Origin of the sequence: Microvirga sp. Mcv34, from assembly GCF_024519725.1 — a bacterium.
GTDB lineage: Bacteria > Pseudomonadota > Alphaproteobacteria > Rhizobiales > Beijerinckiaceae > Microvirga.
The window spans coordinates 1-14,885 of sequence record NZ_JALJRK010000063.1; the positions used below are offsets into that span (position 1 = coordinate 1).

Annotated in this window: 9 protein-coding genes; 5 read left to right on the top strand and 4 right to left on the bottom strand. The window is 66.0% G+C overall.

Annotation, left to right across the window (positions count from 1 at the left end; genetic code table 11):
- Together OC446_RS22920 and ftsH are read right to left on the bottom strand one after the other, a co-directional pair.
- Positions 1-1,337: HAD-IC family P-type ATPase (locus tag OC446_RS22920; RefSeq protein ID WP_410055116.1), on the bottom strand; the 1,337-nt coding region annotated here is incomplete at its 3' end.
- Between the two features lie 180 nt (positions 1,338-1,517).
- Entirely contained in the window at positions 1,518-3,359 is a 1,842-nt protein-coding gene (gene ftsH, locus OC446_RS22925) for an ATP-dependent zinc metalloprotease FtsH (protein WP_410055117.1), read from the bottom strand.
- A 203-nt stretch (positions 3,360-3,562) separates the two neighbouring features.
- Between ftsH and OC446_RS22930 the strand changes: the two genes are divergently transcribed.
- The 3 genes from OC446_RS22930 to OC446_RS22940 are packed head-to-tail and all read left to right on the top strand — an operon-like array spanning position 3,563 to position 7,400.
- On the top strand, positions 3,563-4,927 hold the full coding sequence (locus tag OC446_RS22930) for an MBL fold metallo-hydrolase RNA specificity domain-containing protein (RefSeq protein ID WP_262031330.1): 1,365 nt from the start codon (positions 3,563-3,565) through the stop codon (positions 4,925-4,927).
- Complete coding sequence (locus OC446_RS22935; RefSeq protein ID WP_262031331.1) at positions 4,924-6,465, top strand: thymidine phosphorylase family protein; 1,542 nt, start codon at positions 4,924-4,926, stop codon at positions 6,463-6,465. The genes OC446_RS22930 and OC446_RS22935 overlap by 4 nt, the downstream gene beginning before the upstream one ends.
- Entirely contained in the window at positions 6,462-7,400 is a 939-nt protein-coding gene (locus tag OC446_RS22940; RefSeq protein WP_262031332.1) for a ribose-phosphate pyrophosphokinase, read from the top strand. The genes OC446_RS22935 and OC446_RS22940 overlap by 4 nt, the downstream gene beginning before the upstream one ends.
- Here OC446_RS22940 and OC446_RS22945 read toward each other — a convergent pair.
- Positions 7,326-8,525, bottom strand: coding sequence for an acetate/propionate family kinase (locus tag OC446_RS22945; RefSeq protein ID WP_262031333.1), 1,200 nt, complete (start codon positions 8,523-8,525; stop codon positions 7,326-7,328). The genes OC446_RS22940 and OC446_RS22945 overlap by 75 nt on opposite strands.
- Entirely contained in the window at positions 8,522-10,585 is a 2,064-nt protein-coding gene (gene glgX, locus OC446_RS22950) for a glycogen debranching protein GlgX (RefSeq protein ID WP_262031334.1), read from the bottom strand. The genes OC446_RS22945 and glgX overlap by 4 nt, the downstream gene beginning before the upstream one ends.
- 171 nt (positions 10,586-10,756) lie before the next feature.
- Here glgX and glgP point away from each other — a divergent pair, with 171 nt between their 5' ends.
- Positions 10,757-12,457 (top strand): alpha-glucan family phosphorylase, encoded by a 1,701-nt coding sequence (gene glgP, locus OC446_RS22955; protein WP_262031335.1) that lies wholly within the window; start codon positions 10,757-10,759, stop codon positions 12,455-12,457.
- Positions 12,458-12,482: 25 nt separating this feature from the next.
- Positions 12,483-14,876 carry a phosphoketolase gene (locus OC446_RS22960; RefSeq protein ID WP_262031336.1) on the top strand — a complete coding sequence of 798 codons (2,394 nt, stop codon included), beginning with the start codon at positions 12,483-12,485 and terminating at the stop codon, positions 14,874-14,876.
- Positions 14,877-14,885 lie beyond the last annotated feature (9 nt).

Below are 14,885 nucleotides of genomic sequence, written 5' to 3' on the forward strand. Positions count from 1 at the left end.
ATGATCAGAACGGAGACCGCCGCCACAAGCCCGAAGGCCATGCGCGGCTCCGGCCCCCAGATCGCCCAGGCGGCAAAGGCGAGGAGCGCCACGCCGATGACCGCCGGCACGAAGGAGCCGGAGACCTGGTCGGCCAGGCGCTGGATCGGGGCGCGGCTGCGCTGTGCCTCGGCCACGAGTTGCACGATCTGGGACAGCATGGTGTCGCGCCCGACTTTCCGAGCTTCGATGACGAGGCCACCCGACTGGTTCATCGTGCCGCCGATGGCCTTGGCGCCGACCTCCTTGGTCACCGGCATCGACTCGCCGGTCACCATCGACTCGTCGACGGCGCTGCGCCCCTCGACGACGATGCCGTCGACCGGGACCTTCTCGCCGGGCCTGACCCGCAGGCGGTCGCCCACCTGCACGGTGTCGAGCTGGACCTCCTGCTCCGAGCCGTCGGGGAGAATCTTGCGGGCTGTCTTGGGGGCGAGGTCGAGCAGGGCGCGGATGGCCCCGCTCGTGCTCTCACGCGCCCGCAATTCAAGCACCTGCCCGAGCAGCACGAGGACGGTGATCACCGCGGCGGCCTCGAAATACACCGCGACCGAGCCGTCATGGCCGCGAAAGGCGGCGGGGAACACCTCCGGCGCCAGGGTCGCGACCATGCTGTAGATCCACGCCATGCCGGTGCCCATGGCGATCAGCGTGAACATGTTGAGGCTGCGGTTCTTCAGCGACTGCCAGCCGCGCTCGAAGAACGGCCATCCCGCCCACAGCACGACCGGGGTCGCGAGCAGCATCTGGATCCAGTTCGAGCTCTGCTGGCTCAGGTAATGGCTCAAGCCGGTCAGATGGCCGCCCATCTCCAGCGCCACCACCGGCAGGGAAAGCGCAAGGCCGATCCAGAACCGGCGCGTCATGTCGACGAGCTCGTGGCTGGGACCCGTCTCCGCGGTGGCCACGACGGGTTCGAGCGCCATGCCGCAGATCGGGCACGATCCGGGGCCGACCTGACGGATCTCGGGATGCATCGGGCAGGTGTAGATCGTGCCCTCCGGCACGGGCTCGGCCTTCCGGACCGCGGCCGGCTCGGCATACTTGGCGGGCTCGGCCATGAACTTCGTCTGGCAGCCGGACGAGCAGAAGTAATACGGCTTGCCCCCGTACTGGGCCCGGTGAGGGGTCGCGTGCGGATCCACCATCATCCCGCAGACAGGATCCTTCACCTTCCCGGCATCTGCTGCGGGCTCATGTGCTGCGGGCTCATGGTGGTGATGGTGTGCGCCGGGGCCGTGCTCGTGACGGGGATGGCCTGCATGGCCATGTTCCTTGGTGGTCTGGTGATCATTCATGACGATTCCCTGGTGATGTCCCTGTGTCGCGCGGGAAGGCTAAGGCTTCCAACCGTGGCAAGGTCAAGCGGGCCTGTCCAACTGACAGAATGTGGGCAGGAGGCGCGTTGTCCGAATGTTGCAGTCAATGAGGCCTAGTTCGTGCGGCTGCAGGCTGGTGCCCGGGTCGCCAGCGCTCGCCTATGCCGCTTGTTTCTCAGGTGCCTCCTGGATGACATTCTTGGCAATGTCATCGAGTTCCAGACCTTGCAGCGTCTCCTGGCGCAACAGAAGCTGGGTGGCTTTGTCGAGAACGGCCCGGTTGCGCTGAAGAATCGCCTCGGCCCGCCTCGAAACCTCCTCGATGAGCCCGCGAACCGCACTGTCGATGGCTGCCGCCGTCTCCTCTGCATAACGGCGCGGCTCCAATCCCGTTTCAGGTCCGGCGCTAAGAAACGCAGAGCGCTCAGGCTCGTACGCCACCTCTCCAAGCTCAGGATCCATGCCGAACCGTGTGACCATGCTGCGGGCGATCTCGGTTGCCTTGGCCAGATCGTCCGCGGCGCCGGTCGAAATCTCGCCGAACACCAGGCGCTCGGCGGCCCGGCCCCCAAGAAGCACTGTCATGCGATTGATGAGTTCCGAACGGCCAAGCAGGAAGCGGTCCTCCGTTGGCCGCTGGATTGTGTAGCCAAGGGCCGCGATGCCGCGCGGAATGATCGACACCTTCTGGACGGGGTCGGCGCCCGGCAGAGCCATGGCCAGGACCGCGTGTCCCATCTCGTGGTGGGCGACGACGGTCCGCTCATGCGGGTTCAAAAGCTTGTTTCGCTTCTCCAGCCCGGCCACGATCCGCTCGATGGCCTGAGTGAAGTCGTCAAGCGTCACGGCCTCGGCCGAACGCCGGGTGGCCAGAAGCGCCGCTTCGTTGACGAGGTTGGCGAGGTCCGCTCCGGTGAAGCCGGGCGTCAGCGCGGCGACATTCTCCAGGGAAACGCCACCGGCGAGCTTCACACGCTTGACGTGGACCCGGAGAATGTCGCTCCGGCCCTTTTTATCCGGGCGGTCCACAAGCACCTGCCGGTCGAAGCGACCCGCCCGCAGAAGGGCGGGATCAAGGATCTCGGGCCGGTTTGTCGCCGCGAGCAGGACGATGCCGCTGGTCGGGTCGAAGCCATCCATTTCCGTCAGGAGCTGATTGAGCGTTTGCTCCTTCTCGTCATGCCCGCCGCCGAGAAGCACGCCGCCCCGTGCCCTGCCCAGGGCATCGAGTTCGTCGATGAAGATGATGGCGGGCGCTTGCTTGCGCGCCTGCTCGAAGAGGTCCCGGACCCGGGCCGCGCCGACGCCCACGAACATCTCGACGAACTCCGAGCCCGAGATCGAGAAGAAGCGGACCCCGGCCTCGCCGGCGACCGCCCGGGCCAGAAGCGTCTTGCCGGTTCCGGGAGGACCAACCAGAAGGACCCCTTTCGGAACGTGGGCCCCGAGTCGCCCATACGAGGTCGGGTTCTTCAGGAACTGGACGACCTCCTTCAGCTCCTCCTTGGCCTCGTCAACGCCGGCGACATCGGCAAAAGTGACCTTGGTGTCGGTCTCCACATAGACCTTCGCCCGGGACTTGCCGATGGACATCAGGCCTCCGGCGTGGCCGCCCATGGCCATGGGCCGGATGAGAAACATCCAGAGGATGACAAAGCCGATGGTTGGGAGGAGCCAGCTCAGGAACGACTGGAGCAGCCCCGGTGCCGGCTGCCCGGAGAAGGGGATCTCGGCCGTCGCAAGCCTGGCCGAAATGTCCTCGGGAACCCGGATGGTTGAGAAGTGCCTCACCCCATCTTGGCCTGGCTCGGTGAATGTTCCGGAGACCTCGCTGGGGCCGACAACCAGGTCCGTCACCTTGCGCTCGGAAACCAGCTTTTGGAATTCGCTGTAGGGAATCTCGCGGGTGTGCCCTAACCGGCCGAGGAGGTCCTGGAACAGGATCACCGCCATGACGGCTGCAATGATGTACCAGAAATTGATCTGGTGCTCGCGTTTGATCTGCATCTGGGTTCTCGCGGTTGCACACCCGCTCCCCGGCAGGCTGGCCAAGCATGGAATCATTTCTTAAGAAGAACATTGACAGGGATCAAACCGGGCGCCGTGGTTGATCACCGCCAACCGGACGGTCGGATTGCGCCAGATCAAAGCCGGGTTGTTGGACACGCGCCATGCTTCTGGCAGAGCATGCGGAGGAAACCTGAATGGCACTGAAACTTTCGTTCCTGGGTGGGGCCGGTACGGTCACCGGTTCGCGATATCTCCTCGAACGGGAGGGGCGGCGCATTCTGGTGGACTGTGGACTTTTCCAAGGGCTGAAGCAGCTCCGGCTCCGCAACTGGTCCCCTTTCCCGGTCGAGCCGAAAGGGATCTCTGCCGTCGTTCTCACCCATGCCCACCTGGATCACTCCGGCTATCTGCCCGCCCTGGTCAGGGACGGGTTCTCCGGCCGGATCTACTGCTCGGGCGCGACGAAGGACTTCTGCGAGATCCTTCTTCCGGACAGCGCCTATCTTCTGGAGCAGGATGCCGAGTACGCGAACCGGCGCGGGTTCTCAAAGCACAAACCCGCCCTCCCGCTCTATACGGCCCGGGATGCCGAACGGGCGCTCACGCACCTGTCGCCGGTTGCGTTCGGCGCCTGGCACGAGCTGCCGCACGACGCGCGTGTCCGGTTCAGCCGGGCTGGCCATATCCTCGGCGCCGCAAGCGTCGAATGCGAGTGGGGCGGCACGAAGATCGTGTTCTCGGGCGACCTTGGACGCTACGATGATCCGATGATGGTCGATCCGAGTCCGATCATGGAGGCCGACTATCTCGTCGTCGAGTCGACCTACGGCAACCGCCGCCACACAGCAGAGGACGCCCAGCGGGAGCTCGGCGACATCATCGAACGAACGGTTGGCCGCGGTGGAACCGTCGTGATCCCGGCGTTCGCGGTCGGACGGGCTCAAACGCTTCTGTACCATCTGGAGCGCCTCAAAGCCGCGGGCCGGCTGGCCAACGTTCCGGTTTTCCTCAACAGCCCAATGGCCGTGGATGCGAGCGAAATCCTGTGCCGGCACATGGAGGACCAGAGGCTGTCGGCGGCCCAGTGCCGGGCCGCCTGCGGCGTCGCCACCTACGTCCGTGACGTCGAGGCGTCCAAGGCCCTGAACGAAAACCCGATGCCGAAGGTGATCATTTCGGCGAGCGGCATGGCCACGGGCGGGCGCGTCCTGCATCATTTGAAGCGGTACGCTCCGGACCCGCGCAATGCTGTTGTCTTTGCCGGCTTCCAGGCCGCCGGAACCCGCGGCGCCGCCATGGTTGCCGGCGCCGAGACCATCAAGATCCATGGCCAGCACATCCCGGTGCGGGCGGAGGTTTACAATCTGCCGATGCTTTCCGCGCATGCGGACGCCGACGAAATCCTCAAATGGCTGGGCCACTTCCGCCAGCCGCCGCGCATGACCTTCATCACCCATGGCGAACCGTCCGCGTCGGATGCCCTGCGCCTGCGCATCCAGGACGAGCTGGGCTGGTCCTGCACGGTTCCCGAGCACCTCGAACAGGCCAAGCTGTCATGAGCCCCAATCGGCAAATGTCGCTGGCGCTGCCCTCCGAGGCCGAAAGCAGTGTCCTTCTGGCCCGGCGGCTCGGCGTGCACACCCACCACGAGGCGGTCGTGTTCATGCGAACCGATTGCCATGTATGCCGGTCCGAGGGCCTCACACCGCACTCACGGGTTCTGCTCAAGGCCCGAGACCGGGAAGCGATTGCGACCCTCTACCAGGTGTCGACGGATCTCCTCGCCCCGAACGAGGCCGGACTGTCGGAAGCCGCCTGGCAACGGCTTGGGCTCGCCGAAGGTGACCCGATCCGCGTCCGGCACCCCGAACCGGTCGAGTCGCTGCGCAGCGTGCGGCGCCGGATCTACGGCGGCCGCCTCGATGAGCCGGCGCTGCGGTCCATCATCCAGGATGTCGTCAAAGGGCGGTACTCCGACATCGAACTCGCGTCGTTCATCACAGCGTGTGCCGCCCTGCCCCTGGATGAGGATGAGACGGTTGCCCTCACCAGGGCCATGATTGACGTGGGGGATCGCCTGACATGGCCGAATGCTCCCATTCTCGACAAGCACTCGGTCGGAGGCCTGCCGGGCAACCGGACGACCCCGCTTGTGGTCGCCATCGTCGCGGCCCATGGACTGACGATGCCGAAAACCTCGTCCCGGGCGATCACCTCCCCCGCCGGGACGGCGGACACCATGGAGACGATGGCTCCCGTCGATCTTGACCTGCCTGCGATGCGGCGTGTGGTGGAGCGCGAGGGCGGCTGCGTCGTCTGGGGCGGGTCCGTCCGCCTCAGTCCGGCCGACGACGTCCTGATCCAGGTCGAACGGGCCCTCGACGTTGACAGCGAGGGCCAGTTGGTCGCGTCGGTGCTGTCCAAGAAAATCGCGGCGGGCTCGTCGCACGTGGTGCTGGACATCCCGGTTGGTCCCACCGCGAAGGTGAGGAGCGCCGAGGCGGCCCAGGTCTTGTCGCGCCGCCTCACGGAAGTCGCCGACAGGTTCGGGTTGGCCACCATGGTGATCGTCTCGGACGGCCTGCAGCCGGTCGGGCGCGGCATCGGTCCGGCTCTTGAAGCCCGCGACGTGCTTGCGGTCCTCCAGCGGACCGCCCATGCCCCGCAGGACCTCAAACTGAGGGCTTGCACCTTGGCCGGGGCGCTGCTGGAACTTGGCGGCAAGGCTCCCCGCGGTCAGGGCGCGGCCGTGGCCGCGCAGACCATCGACGATGGCCGGGCCTGGGCGAAGTTCCAGAGCATCTGCGAGGCGCAGGGCGGCATGCGAACCCCGCCCGTCGCGCGCCAGCAGCGGCCTCTCCTGGCACCGACCAGCGGGCGCGTGGGCGCCATCGACAACCGCAAAATCGCGAAACTTGCCAAGCTGGCGGGCGCCCCGGACACGAAGGCGGCCGGAGTTGAGCTTCACGTTCGCCTGGGCGACGAGGTTGGGGCCGGCGAGCCCCTGTGCACCCTGCATGCCGACACCGTTGGCGAGCTGAACTATGCCCTCGACTACGCGGCGTCGGCGGGCAGCATCATCGGAGTCGAGGCATGACCACACCTCTCATCGTCGGCTTGCCGGGCAACGAGGCCTTGGCCAAAGGGGTCGCGGACTGCCTCAACGCGGAAGTCGGGGGACTGGAGACGCGTCATTTTCCGGATGGCGAGAGCTATCTCCGCTTCCGCACCGATCCGACGGGGCGCCCCCTCCTTCTTGTGTGCACGCTGGATCGTCCGGATCCGAAGTTCCTGCCGCTGGTCTTCGCCGCGGCGGCCGGACGGGACCTGGGGGCCGCCAGTGTCGGCCTCGTGGCGCCCTACCTCGCCTACATGCGCCAGGACAAACGGTTCCATGACGGCGAAGCGGTGACCTCCACCGCGTTTGCCCGGCTGCTGTCGTCCGAGATCGATTGGCTTGTGACCGTGGATCCGCACCTGCATCGCCACAAGGTGCTCGACGAGCTCTACCAGATCCCCAACCGCGTCGGCCATGCCGCACCGCTGATGGCCGACTGGATACGATCCCATGTGGATCGTCCGGTGATCATCGGTCCCGACATTGAAAGCGAGCAGTGGGTTGCCGAGGTCGCGGAACGGGCGGGCGCCCCCTTCCGGGTCCTGCGGAAGGAACGCCACGGCGACCGCGACGTCACGATCACGGTTCCTGACCTGGGTGAGGTCTCGGACCTGACGCCGGTGCTTGTCGACGATATCATCTCGTCGGGTCAGACGATGCTTGAGGCCGCAAGGCAGCTCAAGGCACAAGGCCTTGCGGCACCGGCGTGCGTCGCCGTCCACGCCCTGTTCGCCGACGGGGTCCACCAGGCGCTCAAGAACGTTGCCGCGGCTGTTGCCACGACCAACAGCGTCCCGCACGCCTCGAACGCGATTGATCTTGCGCCGGTGCTGGCCGATCTAGCTCAGGGACTTGTACGCGGGCGGGAGCCGTCCGTTGAGCCAATGGCTTCTCGCCGCCCGCGCAATCGGTAGCTCCTCGTTGGTTGGGATCACAAAGGCGTCCACTTTGGATCCGGCCGCACTGATGCGGATCTCGGAACGGGCATTTCGTTCGCGGTCCAGGATGAGGCCCGTCCAGCGCAGTCCCCGACCGATGCGGTCGCGCATCCCGGCGGAGTGCTCGCCAACACCGGCCGTAAAAACGAGGACATCGAGGCCGCCCAAGGCCGCCACCAGCGAGCCAAACTCGCGGATGACCCGGTAGGCAAACAGATCGAGCGCCTCCGCGGCGCACGGGTCGCTGCTGGCTTCGAGAACGCGGACATCATCGCTGATCCCGGACACGCCGAGGAGACCGGAGCGGGCATAGAGGACATCGGCCACGTCATGGGGCGCCATTCCCTTGGCCTGCAGCAGATGCAGAATGATCCCCGGGTCGATGGCCCCGCTGCGGGTTCCCATCATGATGCCATCGAGCGCCGTGAAGCCCATGGTGGTGGCGATGCTTTGACGGTTCAGCAGCCCGCACAGGCTCGCGCCGTGGCCCAGGTGAGCCACGGCGACGCGGCCGTCGGCGCGGCCGCCCGCATGGTCCGGCAGGACACCGGCGATATACTCGTACGAGAGCCCGTGAAACCCGTAGCGCACCAGTCCCTCGTCAATGAGGTCACGGGGAAGCGGATAGAGCTGCGCGAGCCGCGGCAGGGTCCGGTGGAAGGCCGTATCAAAGCACGCGACCTGCGGCAGCCCCGGCCAGGCCCGCGCGACCGCATCGATGGCGGCGAGGTTGTGGGGCTGATGTCCCGGGGCCAACGGGATCAGGCTCCTCAGGTCCGCAAGAATGGCGTCGTCGATGGCGACCGGCGAGCCGAACCGCGCGCCGCCATGAACGACACGGTGGCCGACGGCCACCAGGTCGAGATCGGGGGCGTCACCCACAAGCGTCAGAAGCCACGTTGCGGCCTCTTCGTGCGTTGCGGGAGCCGGCGGGTCCCGCCGCGAAAAAAGCGCCTCCCTGGGACCGGTGACCTTCAGGTCGGAGACGCCGCCAATCCCTCCAATCGTGCCGCGGCAGAGAGGGGCGAGCGCGGATGGCTCGTACAGGGCGAACTTGAGACTGGAGGAGCCTGCGTTCAGGACGAGGATTGCCGAAGTCATGAAGCCACACCACTGGAGACGAGAACCATCGTGGTGCGACCCTCCAACATGAGCTCACCAGATGCAACGGCCGAAGCTTTTGCCGCAGGTGCAGCCGTGTCGACGGCGACCTGCCAGATCGCTGGCGCCGGCGGGATCACGAACCGGCATGGGGCGCGGGCGGCGTTGAAGAGAAGGCACAGCGCTCCGCTCCCGTTCTCGCGGACGATGCAGCCGACCTGGTTGTCGGGACCGTCCCAGTTCACCGGGCCGTCGTTGGGGCCGAGCCACGCGATCTCCCCGGGCGTGTAGAAGCGGTCCGCACTGAGAACCGGGTGCGCCTTGCGAAGAGCGATCAGGTCGCTGACGAAGCCGACCAGGTCTTTGTGGCGATCAGCCCGCGTCCAGTCATGCCAGGAGGTTTCGTTGTCCTGACAGTAGGCGTTGTTGTTGCCGCCTTGCGTGCGGCGGAACTCGTCGCCGCCGAGCAGCATCGGCACGCCGCGCGAGAGGAGCAGGGACGCCAGCATGTTCCTGATCTGGCGCAGGCGCATCGCCTCGACGCCCGGATCTTCAGTCGGGCCTTCGACGCCATTGTTGTCGCTGTAGTTCTCGCTCATGCCGTCCTGATTGTCCTCGCCGTTGGCTTCATTGTGCTTGGTGGCGTAGGAGACGAGGTCGTTTAGCGTGAAGCCGTCATGGCAGGTGACGAAATTGATGCTCTTGATCGGAGAGCCGTTCCCGCCTTGCTGGTAGAGATCGGCGCTGCCGCAGAGGCGGGTGGCGAAGCGGCCCGCCATGCCGGGATCGCCCCGCCAGAAGCGCCGGATGTCATCGCGGTAATGGCAGTTCCATTCCGCCCAGCCCGTGCCCGGGAACCGGCCCACCTGGAACGCGCCGGCGCTGTCCCAGGCCTCGGCGATGAGCTTGACGTCCCGCAGCAGCGGATCCTCGGCAATCTGCTCCAGCAGGGGCGGATTTGCCAGGATCCTGCCGTCCGTGTCCCGGCCCAGGATCGAGGCCAGATCGAACCTGAATCCATCGACGTGCATGTGCACGACCCAGTGCCGAAGGCAGTCGATGATCATGCTGCGCACAACCGGATGGTTGCAGTTCAGCGTGTTCCCGCAGCCGGTGAAATCGAGATAGCGGCTGCGGTCGGGGGAGAGAATGTAGTAGATCGCATTGTCGAGCCCGCGGAAGCTGTAGGTCTGTCCGGTCTCCCCGCCTTCGGCCGTGTGGTTGAACACGACGTCGAGAATGACCTCGATGCCCGCCTTGTGGAGCTCCCGCACCATTGTCTTGAACTCCGTGACGGCCGCATTGGGCGAAGAGCCAGCGGCGTAGCCCGGCATCGGCGCGAACAGGGCAACAGGATCATAGCCCCAGTAGTCCGGCATCGCGGCACCGGTGAGCGGATCCCGCCTCCGACGGGCGTCAGGATCGAAGGCTTGCACGGGCATCAGTTCGACGGCCGTAGCCCCAAGGCGCTTGAAGTAAGGGATTTTCTCGACCACTCCCAGGAACTGCCCGGGGTGCACGGCTTCCGATGAGGGATGCACCGTCAACCCGCGCACGTGGGTCTCATAGATGATCGTCTCGCTCCACGAGTGACGAGGCCGGACCTCGTCCTGCCAGTCGAACCAATGGTCGGTAACGGCGCAGCGATGGGTCCGTGCGGCAGGGTCCGAGGGCGACGTGGTGGACAGGCTCCACCCGGTGCCCGCAACCGAGGCCGCATAGGGCTCCAGCAGAGGCCGGTCCGGCTGGAACCGATGCCCTCGGTCAGGTTCTCCGGGGCCCTCGGCCTGCAGGGCGTACAGCATGCCCCGGAGGTCGCCGTGAAGCCGGACGTGCCAGACGTCCCCCGTCCGGTGATGGTCGGGTTCGAGATCGACCTTCATGCAGGGAGCGGGCGCGTCGACGCTCTCGTACAGCAGCAGCGCCATCTGGGTGGCATGGCGGGAGAAGACCGCAAGGTTCGTGCCGTCATGGCAATCGTGCAACCCAAGCGGCAGGGGCTCGCCGCGCCCGATCCGGACCGTCCCATTCTTGGAGGCATCGAGGCTGTAGCGTAACAAAGCCCTATGATCCCTTGAGCAACGCAACGGGGCCATTCTCGCTCCCACTGACGGCTGAGCCTACGCGCGCGGTGCGGCACCGGCCTTGATGCATCTCAAGGCACGTGCACATCATGGTAGTATTGTCCTAACGTTGCTCAAGCCCTCGGGCTGCCCACCAAGGAGTTCTCCATGGCCACCCTCCTCCCCTTTCTCCAGCGCACGAGCATCGCGTACTTCTCGATGGAGATCGCCCTGCGGCCGGAGATCCACAGCTACAGCGGCGGCCTTGGCATCCTGGCCGGCGACACCGCCCGGTCCTGCGCAGACCTCGAACTGCCGGTGGTCTTCGTGACGCTGGCGAGCCGGGCTGGCTACCTGCGCCAGGAGATCGCCGCCGACGGCTCCCAGGTTGGGCATGACGACCCCTGGAGCCCGGCCGAGTGGGCGACGCCGCTGGACGTCATGATCGCCGTCACCATTGAGGGCCGCTCCGTCTGGATCCGGCCCTGGCTTTACGTCGTGACGTGTCCCATCGGCCATCAAGTTCCTGTCCTGCTGCTCGACACGAGCCTCGATCAGAATACCCCCGAGGACCGCAAGATCACGGACCGCCTCTACGGAGGCGATGACGTCTACCGCCTCAAGCAGGAGATCGTGCTCGGCATCGGCGGCGTTCGCGTGCTCCAGGCGCTGGGTTTCAGCATCGGGACCTACCACCTCAACGAGGGGCATGCGGCCTTCCTGACCCTGGAGTTGCTGCGGCGCAGGCGCCGGGACCGGCCTGGATCCAACGGACTGGCCCATGAGGCCGACCACGTCCGCAACATGTGCGTGTTCACCACCCACACGCCAGTCGAGGCCGGGCACGACCGCTTCTCCTACGAGGCCGTCACGCGCGTTTTGGGTTCCGACTTCGTTCCCCTCGACGAGATCAAGCCCCTGGCCGGCGAGGACCGCCTCAACATGACCCGGCTGGCGCTGAACCTCAGCGGCTATGTCAACGGCGTGGCACGGCGCCATGCCGAGACGACGCAACGGATGTTCCCGGGCTACACCATCGCGGCGATCACCAACGGCGTGCATGCCCCGACTTGGACCCATCCGGCCTTCGCCAAGCTCTATCAGGACATCCTGCCGAACTGGGGCCATGAGCCCGAGCTCCTTGTGCGGGCCGACCAGCTGCGCGACGAGGATGTCTGGGCCGCGCACCAGATGGCCAAGCGCGAGCTGCTGGAGGAGATCCGGCGCAGCACCGGTGTCGTCATGGATCCCGATGTGCCCCTGGTCGGCTTTGCCCGGCGCATGACGGGCTACAAGCGCCCGGACCTCCTGTTTTCGGACATGCAGCGGCTTCGTACCATCAATGGCCGCTTGCCCTTCCAGGTTGTGATGGCCGGGAAGGCGCATCCCCGCGACATGCAGGGCCAGCACATGATCCGGGACATCCATGACCGGATGCGCCAGCTTGCCCCCGACATGCGCATCGCGTTCCTGCCCAACTACGACATGGCGCTGGCGCGGACGCTGGTGGCTGGGGCGGATGTGTGGCTGAACACGCCGCTGCCGCCGATGGAAGCGTCGGGGACGAGCGGCATGAAGGCCGCCCTGAATGGCGTGCTGAACCTGAGCGTGCTCGACGGCTGGTGGATCGAGGCCTGCATCGACGGCGTCACCGGGTGGGCCATCGGACGGGATGGGGGATCGGAGGGGGCGGAGCGGCATGCGCTTGAGCTCTATGACAAGCTCGAAAGGCAGGTGCTGCCCCTCTATTATCAGGACCGCGCCCGATGGGCCTGGATGATGAAGCAGGGCATTTCCAAGATCGCCTCCTACTTCAACAGCCAGCGGATGATGCGCCGCTACACGACCGAAGCCTATGTCCGGCCCTGAACCGGGATTTCCAGGAAGAGTGACGATGAAATCTTTGAAACAGCCGCTGAGCGCCGAGGAGCTGGACCGGATCAACGCCTACTGGCGAGCCGCGAACTACCTGTCGGTCGGGCAGATCTACCTCCTGGACAATCCCCTGCTCCGGGAGGAGCTGAAGCCCGAGCACGTGAAGCCGCGTCTCCTCGGGCATTGGGGCACCACGCCGGGGTTGAACCTGATCTACGCCCATCTCAATCGGGTGATCCGCGCGCGGGACCTCAATGTCCTTTACGTCTGCGGCCCAGGCCACGGCGGCCCCGGCATGGTCGCCAACACCTACCTGGAGGGCACCTACAGCGAGATCTACCCGGATATCTCACAGGATGCCGATGGATTGCGGAAGCTGTTCCGCCAGTTTTCGTTCCCCGGCGGCATCCCGAGCCATGCCGCGCCCGAGACACCGGGCTCCATCCACGAGGGCGGGGAGCTGGGGTATGCGCTCCTGCACGCCTACGGGGCCGCTTTCGACAATCCGGATCTGATCGTCGCCTGCGTGATCGGCGACGGCGAGGCCGAGACGGGCCCTCTCGCGGCGTCCTGGCACTCGAACAAGTTTTTGAACCCGGCGCATGATGGCGCCGTTCTCCCGATCCTCCATCTCAACGGGTACAAGATCGCCAATCCCACGGTCCTCGCCCGGATGGATCATGACGAGCTTGAAAAGCTCCTGACGGGCTACGGACATGAGCCCTTCTTTGTTGAGGGAAGCGAGCCGGAGGCAGTCCATCAGGCCTTGGCGGCGGCGATGGACGCGGTTCTTGACCGGATCGCCGCGATCCAGAACGCCGCCAAGGCGGGAGAGCGGAGCGAGCGTCCCCGCTGGCCGATGATTGTCCTGAAGACGCCCAAGGGCTGGACCGGGCCCAAGGAGGTAGATGGCCTTAAGACTGAGGGCTTCTGGCGCTCGCACCAGGTGCCGCTCGCCGAGACCCACCGCAACCCCGCCCACCGCAAGCAGCTTGAGGAGTGGCTGCGGAGCTACCGGCCCGAGGAGCTGTTCGACAAAACCGGTAAACTGCGCGCAGAGATCGCCGCGCTGGCGCCTGTCGGCGGGCGCCGGATGGGCGCCAATCCGCATGCAAACGGCGGCCTGCTGATGCGACCGCTCCGCCTGCCGGAGTTCCGGAATTATGCGGTCCAGGTCGATGCGCCGGGAAAGGCGGTCGGTGAAGCCACCCGCGTGCTCGGGTCCTACCTCCGCGACGTGGTCGGCCTCAACGCGTCAGCCCGCAACTTCCGTGTGGTCGGCCCGGATGAGACCACCTCCAACCGCCTCGATGCCGTGTTCGAGAAGACGGACCGCGCCTGGATGGGGCCGATCCTGCCTGAAGATGTGCATCTCGCTCCCGAGGGGCGGGTGCTGGAGGTGCTGAGCGAACATCTCTGCCAGGGGTGGCTCGAAGGCTATCTGCTCACCGGCCGCCATGGCGTCTTCTCCTGCTACGAAGCCTTCATCCACATCGTGGATTCGATGTTCAACCAGCACGCCAAGTGGCTCAAGGTTGCCAGTGAGCTGCCGTGGCGCAGGCCCATCCCGTCGCTCAACTATCTGCTGACATCCCATGTCTGGCGTCAGGACCACAACGGCTTCAGCCACCAGGATCCCGGCTTCATGGACGTGGTCGCGAACAAGAAGGCCGAGATCGTGCGCATCTATCTCCCGCCGGATGCGAACTGCCTGCTCTACGTGGCCGATCATTGCCTGCAGACCTACAACCGCGTGAACGTGATCGTGGCCGGCAAGCAGCCGGCGCCGCAGTGGCTGAGCATGGACCAGGCCGTCGCCCATTGCAGCACCGGGATCGGAATCTGGGAATGGGCGAGCACCGACCGGGGAGCGGAGCCGGACGTCATCATGGCCTGCGCCGGTGACGTGCCGACGCTTGAAACCCTCGCGGCCGTCAGCCTTCTGCGCGAACACGCGCCCGACCTGAAGGTGAGGGTGGTGAACGTTGTCGACCTGATGACCCTGCAGTCCCCGGACGAGCATCCGCATGGATTGAGCGACAGCGCGTTCGATCTGCTCTTCACCAGGGACAAGCCGGTCATCTTCGCCTTCCACGGCTACCCGCATCTGATCCACCGGCTCACCTACAAGCGGGCCAACCACGGCAACTTCCATGTGCACGGCTTCCGCGAGGAGGGCACCACGACGACTCCCTTCGACATGGTGGTCCTGAACCGGCTCGACCGGTTCCACCTCGTCGAGGCCGCCGCCCGGCATGTGCCGAAGCTGGCGCCGCAGGCCGCCTACATGGTGCAGTCCGTCCGGGACAAGCTGATCGAGCACAAGGACTACATCGCGCGATACGGGGAAGACATGCCTGAGATCCGCGACTGGGGCTGGCCCTACAAAACGGCGGCGGAAGCGGGCGACTGAGGGCATTTT